At 57.9% G+C, this 7,776-nt stretch carries 5 protein-coding genes and 1 rRNA gene; 4 read left to right on the forward strand and 2 right to left on the reverse strand.

Translation table 11 applies throughout. The features are described 5' to 3' along the window. Nucleotides 1–38 precede the first annotated feature (38 nt). Nucleotides 39–1,919: a methyl-accepting chemotaxis protein gene (locus tag SNL23_RS20875; RefSeq protein WP_318303350.1), complete on the reverse strand. Its 1,881-nt coding sequence runs from the start codon at nucleotides 1,917–1,919 to the stop codon at nucleotides 39–41. Nucleotides 1,920–2,198: 279 nt separating this feature from the next. Between SNL23_RS20875 and SNL23_RS20880 the strand changes: the two genes are divergently transcribed. The 4 genes from SNL23_RS20880 to SNL23_RS20895 all read left to right on the forward strand — a co-directional run bounded on the left by SNL23_RS20880 (nucleotide 2,199) and on the right by SNL23_RS20895 (nucleotide 7,524). Then, nucleotides 2,199–2,699 carry a sigma-70 family RNA polymerase sigma factor gene (locus SNL23_RS20880; RefSeq protein ID WP_318303352.1) on the forward strand — a complete coding sequence of 167 codons (501 nt, stop codon included), beginning with the start codon at nucleotides 2,199–2,201 and terminating at the stop codon, nucleotides 2,697–2,699. Then, nucleotides 2,696–3,679, forward strand: coding sequence for a FecR family protein (locus SNL23_RS20885; RefSeq protein WP_318303354.1), 984 nt, complete (start codon nucleotides 2,696–2,698; stop codon nucleotides 3,677–3,679). Before SNL23_RS20880 ends, SNL23_RS20885 begins: the two co-directional genes overlap by 4 nt. A 105-nt stretch (nucleotides 3,680–3,784) precedes the next feature. Further along, nucleotides 3,785–6,277 (forward strand): TonB-dependent siderophore receptor, encoded by a 2,493-nt coding sequence (locus SNL23_RS20890; RefSeq protein WP_318303355.1) that lies wholly within the window; start codon nucleotides 3,785–3,787, stop codon nucleotides 6,275–6,277. 71 nt (nucleotides 6,278–6,348) lie between these two features. Then, on the forward strand, nucleotides 6,349–7,524 hold the full coding sequence (locus tag SNL23_RS20895; protein WP_318303356.1) for a PepSY-associated TM helix domain-containing protein: 1,176 nt from the start codon (nucleotides 6,349–6,351) through the stop codon (nucleotides 7,522–7,524). 75 nt (nucleotides 7,525–7,599) lie between these two features. Here the strand turns inward: SNL23_RS20895 and rrf are convergent. Beyond that, nucleotides 7,600–7,715 (reverse strand): 5S ribosomal RNA (gene rrf, locus SNL23_RS20900). Nucleotides 7,716–7,776: the final 61 nt, after the last annotated feature.

The raw sequence follows: 7,776 nt of genomic DNA on the forward strand, positions 1-7,776 counted from the left end.
CGTTCTTCGCGAGCAAGCTCGCTCCTACAGGTTAATCATCAGATTTTGAAACTGTCGACCAACTGCTTCAGCCGGTTGGCTTGTTGAGACAGCGCGTCGCAATCCTTCAAGGTTTCGTTGAGGTTGGCCACGCCTTGCTGGTTCAGCAGGTTGATCTGGTTGATGTCGACGTTGAGGGTTTCCACCACGGCAGTCTGTTCCTCGGTGGCGGCCGCTACCGACTGGTTCATGCCGTCGATCTCGACGATCCGCTGAGTCACGCTGACCAGGCGTTCACCTGCCTGGTTGGCGACCTCGACGCTTTCTTCGCTGGAGGTCTGGCTGGCGTTCATCGTGGTCACGGCCTCACGCGAGCCGATCTGCAGCGAGGTGATCATTTTGTGGATCTCTTCTGCCGACTCCTGGGTGCGATGCGCCAGGTTGCGGACTTCATCTGCTACCACGGCAAACCCACGTCCGGCTTCACCGGCGCGCGCAGCCTCAATCGCAGCGTTGAGGGCCAGCAAGTTGGTTTGCTGGGAAATGCCTTTGATCACATCCAGGATGTGGCCGATGTTGTCGGTGCTGGCGTTCAGGGTTTCAATCTGCGTGCACGACAGGCTGATTTTTTGCGAAAGCTCCGACATCGCCAGGATGGTTTTCTCCACCACCTTGCGGCCGTCATCGGCCTGCTCGCTGGCACCGCTGGCGTGTTGCGAAGCATCAGCCGCGTTGCGTGCGATTTCCTGAGTGGCAGCCCCCAGTTCGTTGATTGCTGCGGCCACGCTGTTGGTGCGGGCGCTTTGCTCGTCGGAGCCGACGATCGATGCGTTGGACGAGGCCATTACGCGCTGGGACAGGTCATGTACCTGACGGGTGGCCGAGGAAACTTCGGAAATTGACGCGTGAATACGCTCGACGAATTGGTTGAAGGCACTGCCCAAGTCACCGAACTCGTCCTTGCTTTCCACTGTCAGGCGGCGGGTCAAGTCACCCTCACCCTGAGCGATGTCCTGCATGGCGCGGCCCATGGTGGTCAGCGGGCGCATCAAGACCTGGATCAGCAGGCTCAGGAACACCGCGATGGCGGCGACTGCAATAAACATGGCGATCAATGCCGAGGTGCGGAACTTGCCCAGCGGTGCGTAGGCTTTGTCTTTGTCGATCGACAGGCCGATGTACCAGTCGGCATTCGGCAACCCGCTGATGGGGGTGAAGGACAGAATCCGTTCCTGGCCATTGAGGACCACCTCCTGGCTGACCTTCTCGATGCGTACGTTGGTGCCCGGGTAGATGTCCTTGAGGTTTTTCATCACCTGGTCCTGGTCCGGGCTGACGATCACCTGGCCGTCACCGCTGACCAGAAACGCATGGCCGATGCCGCCGAAATCCACCGAGTTGATGATCTTCACCAGGGTTTGCAAGCTCAGGTCACCGCCAACCACGCCAAGCAGTTCGCCATTCTTTTTCACCGGCATCGCGATGGTCACGATCAGCCCACCTACCGCTGCCATATAGGGCGGCGTGAGCATGGTCTTGTCGGCGGCCACCGCTTGTTTGTACCAAGGGCGCTGACGCGGGTCGTAGCCATCGGGCATTTTGGCGTCGGGCCGTTGGGTGAACACACCGTTGGTTGAACCGACGTAAGTGAACTGGAAGTTGGAGGTAAATGCCGACTGGTCGACCAACCCCGGAAGATCGGCAGCACTGCCTTGGTGGGCCACGTTTTGCGCCAGGCTTTCCAGTACCAGTACCCGGCCGCTGAGCCAGTTCTGCACACTGCTGGCGGTCAGTTCACCGGACTGCTGAATAGACGATTCCAGGTTTTGCCGGATGGTATTGCGCTGCAGGTAGTCGTTGTAGAACGTGAATAACGCGAAGGCCAGAACCACTACGCCTGACGCGGCCAACAGAATTTTATGACTGAACTTGAGATTCATTTCATTGACTTCTTTTTGCCAAAAGGGGGTGAGCGTGCCGGATGCAACATTCCATGTAACGGGATAGGCAGACTCTTTGACTGCTCTATTTCGGTGCACGCATGGCTCGTCAGGCTGTCGGCCAAGTCAGGATAAATCTTAGGAATTTGTGAGAAGCATCTGCTTTTTGCGTCAGAAGCCGACCAGCGGTAGGCCTCTGGTGGCAGGAGTTGCAAAATTTTTCAGCGTTGCCGACAATGCGACTAATTATCATTTGTGACGTTTTGCCAGGCCGCGTGAATGCCCTCTTCCGAGTACGCAGTACAGACGCTCTACAGCAACCATCATGGCTGGCTGAACACCTGGCTACGCAGCCGCCTGGGTAATGCAGCAGATGCGGCGGACTTGGCGCAGGACACGTTCGTGCGCTTGCTGCAAAAAACCGAACGCTTCGAACTCAAGGCTCCTCGGGCCTTCCTGCGTACCATCGCCCGAGGCTTGGTGATCGATCATTGGCGTCGCGAAGAAATCGAGCGCGCCTATCTGGAGTCCATCGCGCACTTGCCCGAAGCCTTGGCTCCGAGTGCTGAAGAGCGTGCGCTGATTCTGGAATTGCTGGAGTCCATCGCCCGGCTTCTGGACGGACTCAAGCCCAAGGTGCGCAAGGCGTTTCTACTGGCTCAGTGCGACGGGCTGACATACAAGCAGATTGCGCAGCAGATGGGCGTGTCGGTGCGCTCGGTAGAGCGGTATGTCGCCGAGGCGCTGTATCACTGTTATGTGCTGCGGTATGAGGCATGACCTCGATGGATAACGCAGCGCGCTCCGGGCCCGACCCGCAGGTGGTCAAGCAGGCCATCAGCTGGATGCTGCGCTTGCGTAACAATCGCGCCAATGTCCGGCTGAAGGCGCAGTGCGAGCACTGGCGTGAGGCTCATCATGAACACGAGCTGGCCTGGCAACGCGTGCAGGCGCTGCAGCATGAATTGAGCAGCCAATTGGCGGCGATCCCCGGAGCCCATGTGGCGCTGGAGAACAGTGCCCAGCGCCTTGGCCGCCGGCAAGCGTTGAAGGTGTTGTCCGGTGTGCTGTTGATGGGCTCGGCGGCCTGGGCAAGCCGAGACCTCACCGGCTGGCCGCGTTGGACCTCGGACCTGGCGACCACCACCGGCGAGCGTCGCAGCGTGCAACTGCCGGATGGCACACGCCTGCAGCTCAATACCGACAGCGCGGTGGACCTGGACTTCAAACCGCAGCAACGCTTGATCACGTTGCTACGCGGGGAAATCCTGGTGACCTGCGGCGCCGTTGCAACCGCACCGTTGCTGGTTCGCACTCGCCATGGCCTGTTCGAAGGCATCGACGGGCGGTTTGTGGTGCGCCAGGACGGTGATTGCACACGCTTGAGCGTGGCCTCAGGCAACGTCGCGATTCACTCACCGCATACCGCCGACGGGCTGTTTACTCAAGTGCATGCAGGAGAAAGCTACGTGGTGCGTCAGAACGGGGTCGTTCTCGCGCCGCCTTCGGATATGGATACTGGGGCCTGGGCCGACGGATTAATCGTCACCCGCAACATGCGTCTTGCCGACTTCCTGGCGGAGGTGGGGCGCTATCGCCAGGGTTATCTGGGCTGTTCAAGTGATATCGCAGACTTGCGCTTGTCGGGTGTTTTTCGCCTGGAAGACACTGAGAAGCTGTTGGCGATCCTTCCGCAGACGCTGCCTGTGCGCCTGCGCTATCGCACCCGCTGGTGGGTGAGCCTGGAGCGTCAGGCCTGATTATTTTTATCGCACCTGATTTATTTTTGGCGGCTTTTTTCCGTGAGTCCGGCTTAGACAGTAAGCAATTCAATCTGCCTTCAGCGACCTCTACGGATCTCGATAATGACTGTGCGTTTTTTCAGTAACTCACCCTCTTCCTACCCTTTGCTCAGCAAAGCCGTACGTGCAGCGTTGCTGTCGACCACAATGGGCATCGGCTTGCTGCCCGTGGCCGGCGCCGCGGCTGATAGCGGCGTCGAGCGTATCAGCCAGCGCTATGACATCCCCGCAGGCCCGCTGAGCGATGCGCTCAATCAGTTTGCCCGTCAGGCAGGCATCACACTTTCCAGCACGCCTGCGCAGACTCAGGGCCGCCAGTCTGTCGGGCTGCATGGGGAGTACTCTGCCGAACAAGGTTTGAGCCAGTTGCTCAGCGGGTCAGGCTTGCAGGCGCAGGCTCAGGACGACGTGAGTTTCGTGTTGCAGGCACAGCCCGAGAGCGAGGCGCTGACCTTGCCGACCACCGACATCAGAGGCTTCGCCCTGGGTAATGCCTTGGGCAGCATGGACGGCTACAACGCGACTCACAGCCAGATCGCCACCAAGACCAGTACCGCGCTGGTGGAAACGTCCCAGACGGTTTCAGTGGTGACCCGCGAGCAGATGGACGACCAGGGCTCGCAAACCGTTGCCCAGGCCATGCGTTACACCCCTGGCGTGCTGACCAACCCGTATGGCGCCACTCACCGTTACGACTACGTGGCGATGCGTGGTTTCAACGACGGTTCGGTGGATAACATCTACCTCGACGGTTTGAAATCCATGGGGGACAGCGGGACTTACAGCACCATGCAGGTGGACCCGTACTTCCTCGAGCGGGTGGATATTCTCAAAGGCCCGTCATCGGTGCTCTACGGGCGCAGCTCGCCGGGCGGGCTGGTGGCGTTGACCAGCAAGAAGCCATTGTTTGAGCCATACCATCAAGTGCAGGCCACCGTGGGTTCCCAAGGGCAGCGAGGCATGGGTTTCGACTTCAGTGGCCCAGTGGATGACGACAAGCGTATTGCTTACCGACTGACCGGGCTTGCGGACAAGTCCGACACACAGTTCGACCATGCCAAGGAAAAACGCTACGCACTGGCGCCCACCTTGAGCATCGACTTTACCGATGACACATCCCTCACACTCCAGGCCTATCTACAGCATGATCCCGACGGTGGCTACCACGGTGGCATGCCGGCGGATGGCGCGCTGCATCAGCGCAATGGCCAGCGAATTTCCAATCACTTCTTTGAGGGTGAGCCGGGCATTGATGGGTACAAACGTGATCAGCAGTCGTTCGGCTATCAGTTTGAGCATCGCTTCAATGATGTTTTCACGGCGCGGCAGAACTTTCGGTATCTGGATTCGAAGGTCCGGCTGGACCAGGTGTATGCCTATGGCTGGACCACGCCCACCAGTAATGAGCTGAATCGCTACTACTCAGGCGGTGACGAGAAGCTGCATGCGTTCATTATCGACAATATGCTGCAGGCTGAGTTTTTTACCGGCGCAACCAAGCACACGGTGTTGATGGGGGCAGACTATCAGCGGCGCAAAACCGTTGTGGACTGGAGCAGCGGCTCTCTTGCGCCGATCAATGCGTTCAATCCGGCGTATGGCAATTCCGAGATCAGTTATTACAGTCCAACCAGTTATCTGCGTCGGCTCGAGCAGATCGGCGTTTACCTGCAGGACCTGATTGAGATGGACAAGTGGCGGTTCTCCCTCGGGCTGCGTCAGGATTGGGTTGAGACCTCTGATGAAAACCGCATTGCTGAAGCGGGACGGCCGGTGGGCACGGAGATCAGTGATAAACGTACCAAGCTGACCGGGCGTGCAGGAGCGCTTTATCTGTTTGAAAACGGTCTTGCGCCCTACGTCAGCTATTCCGAATCCTTCAACCCGAACTCCTATTCGGACAGTGCCGGCAATCCCCTGGCACCTACCGACGGCACCCAGTGGGAGGTTGGCTTGAAATATCAGCCGCCGGGTACTGACAACCTGTTCACCGCTTCGCTGTTCCGTATCGATCAGGAAAACCTGGCGACCAAGCTGCCGCAGGAAAACTTCTATCGCGCGGTAGGTGCTGTGCGCTCCCAGGGCCTGGAGTTGGAGGCGCATATGCAGCTGACTGACAATCTCAAGTTGCTGGGCAGCTATACCTTCACTGACATCGAGTATTCAAAGTCGATGGTCAGCACGTTGAGTACTGCGGGCAACGTGATCGAGAACAAGGGAAATTCGCCGACCCAGGCTCCGCGTCATATGGCATCGGTGTGGGCCGACTACAAATTCGACAGCGGTGCTCTGGATGGCCTGCGGCTCGGCGGTGGTGTGCGCTATGTCGGCTACAGCTGGGCGGATGCGGAGAACACCATGAAGGTGCCCGCCTACACGCTGTTTGATGCCTCGATGGGTTATGACCTGGGCAAGGTGGGGTTGAAGGGTGTGGATGTGCGCCTGAATGCCAACAACCTGACGAACGAGTCTTACGTGGCGTCGTGCGCGAGCCTGAACTTCTGCTACCTGGGTGAAGAGCGCAACGTCAGTGCGACGGTGAGCTACCAGTTCTAATTTCTCTCGATTCATCCAAAGCCAGTACCTGATTCCAGGCGCTGGCTTTGTTGTATTTGCAGGAAAACTGTATACGTGCATTTCTGGTTTTATTTCATCGTTACATCGGGTTGGCGACGGCGTTGTTTCTGATGATGGCGGGGATAACGGGCAGCCTTCTGGCGTTCAACCATGAACTGGATGAATGGCTCAATCCCGGGTTCTACGAAGCGACAGCCAAGGGCCGTGCATTGCCGCCAGGTGAACTGGTGGACACGCTGCAGGGGCAGCATCCCAAGCTGCAGGTCTGGTACATGGAATATCCACAAGAGGCCGGTCATACCGCTATGTTGGCGGCAGTCGCCAGAAACGATCCGGCGACCGGCAAACCCTTTGATGAACCTAACCAGGTTTTCTATCTCGATCCGGTCAGTGGTGAAGAAATGGGGCGACGCTTTTGGGGCGCGTGCTGCTTTCAGCGTGAGAATCTCATTCCGTTCATTCTGGAGTTTCACTACAACCTGACACTGCCGGGAAATTGGGGTTTGTGGCTGATGGGGTTGGTGGCGATTGCGTGGGTATTCGATTGTTTTATCGCGCTGTGGCTGACCCTGCCGCGGGGCACACCCTTCTGGAAGAAGTGGTCCACGGCTTGGAAGATCAAGGGTGGTCATACTTATCGGTTGAATTTCGACCTGCATCGCGCAGGCGGCTTGTGGCTTTGGCTGTTGTTGCTGCCGATCGCGGTCAGCAGCGTGGCAATGAATTTGCCGAGTCAGGTGTTCAAGCCCGCAGTGTCGCTGTTCTCACCGGTCGAGGCCAGCGTCTATGAGGCTCGTGGCAGGCTACCGAGCGAGCAATTGGGCGTGACGCAGTTGAGTTATCAACAGGCCTATGAAAGGGCGTTAGAGGAAGGCAAACGGCTTGGGCTTACAGCGGCGATTGGGGAGCTGTACTACAGCTTCGAGTACAACTTCTATGGCGCTGGTTTTGGGCAACATGATACCGAGGCCCATGGAAAATCCTGGTTGTTTTTCCATGGGACGGACGGGCGTTTATTAGGGCAGGAAATAGCAGGGCAAGGTACGTTGGGAGAGCGCTTTTATCGGCTGCAGCTGCCGATCCATGGAGGCAGGATCATCGGGCTGATGGGGCAGGTATTGATTGCGCTGCTGGGGATTGTGATCGCGATGTTGTCGGCAACCGGGATCTACATCTGGTGGCGCAAGTTGCTGGCCAGGCGAAATGCGAAGGCACGCAAAGGTTGAGTCGGTCCTGTTTCTTTGCTTCCTTAAACGACAAAACCCCTGTCTGCGTTAGCAGACAGGGGTTTCGGAATTCAATCTTGACGATGACCTACTCTCACATGGGGAAACCCCACACTACCATCGGCGATGCATCGTTTCACTGCTGAGTTCGGGATGGGATCAGGTGGTTCCAATGCTCTATGGTCGTCAAGAAATTCTGTGTACCAGACCGTTGCGCTCGTAACGTGCCGGTGAAAATCATGGACTTCTACA

This window comes from Pseudomonas sp. SED1 (genome assembly GCF_034044025.1).
Classification (GTDB): Bacteria; Pseudomonadota; Gammaproteobacteria; order Pseudomonadales; family Pseudomonadaceae; genus Aquipseudomonas.

Bases quoted from the DNA above. Each gene is read 5' to 3' on its own strand.
- SNL23_RS20875 (WP_318303350.1), bottom strand. From the start codon at position 1,919: ATGAATCTCAAGTTCAGTCATAAAATTCTGTTGGCCGCGTCAGGCGTA.
- SNL23_RS20880 (WP_318303352.1), top strand. From the start codon at position 2,199: ATGCCCTCTTCCGAGTACGCAGTACAGACGCTCTACAGCAACCATCAT.
- SNL23_RS20885 (WP_318303354.1), top strand. From the start codon at position 2,696: ATGACCTCGATGGATAACGCAGCGCGCTCCGGGCCCGACCCGCAGGTG.
- SNL23_RS20890 (WP_318303355.1), top strand. From the start codon at position 3,785: ATGACTGTGCGTTTTTTCAGTAACTCACCCTCTTCCTACCCTTTGCTC.